This is a genomic window from Vibrio sp. 10N.261.55.F4 (assembly GCF_041470465.1).
In the GTDB taxonomy this organism is placed as follows: domain Bacteria; phylum Pseudomonadota; class Gammaproteobacteria; order Enterobacterales; family Vibrionaceae; genus Vibrio; species Vibrio crassostreae_C.
In genome coordinates this window covers 1-304 of sequence record NZ_JBFRMM010000056.1, presented here as the reverse complement: position 1 = coordinate 304, position 304 = coordinate 1, and the positions used below count along the sequence as shown (strand labels likewise).

Below are 304 nucleotides of genomic sequence, written 5' to 3'. Positions count from 1 at the left end.
GAAAGCATCTAAGCGGGAAGCGAGCCTTGAGATGAGTTTTCCCTGGCGCTATAAGCGTCCTAAAGGGTTGTCGTAGACTACGACGTTGATAGGCAGGGTGTGTAAGTGCTGCGAGGCATTGAGCTAACCTGTACTAATTGCCCGTGAGGCTTAACCATACAACACCCAAGGGGTTTTGTGGACTCAAAGAAATACCAAACGCTTGAATGAGTTTGAAAGAGACTTTTAAATCAGTTTTCCAGATTATTTTGCCTTCAGTTTTTAAAAAAGCTGAAAGTAAAAGCAAAATTTGCTTGGCGACCAT

General features: G+C 43.1%; 1 rRNA gene. It reads left to right on the top strand.

Going from position 1 to position 304, the window contains the following annotated elements:
• Positions 1–158, top strand: a 23S ribosomal RNA gene (locus tag AB4249_RS21640); the annotation flags it as partial.
• Positions 159–304: the final 146 nt, after the last annotated feature.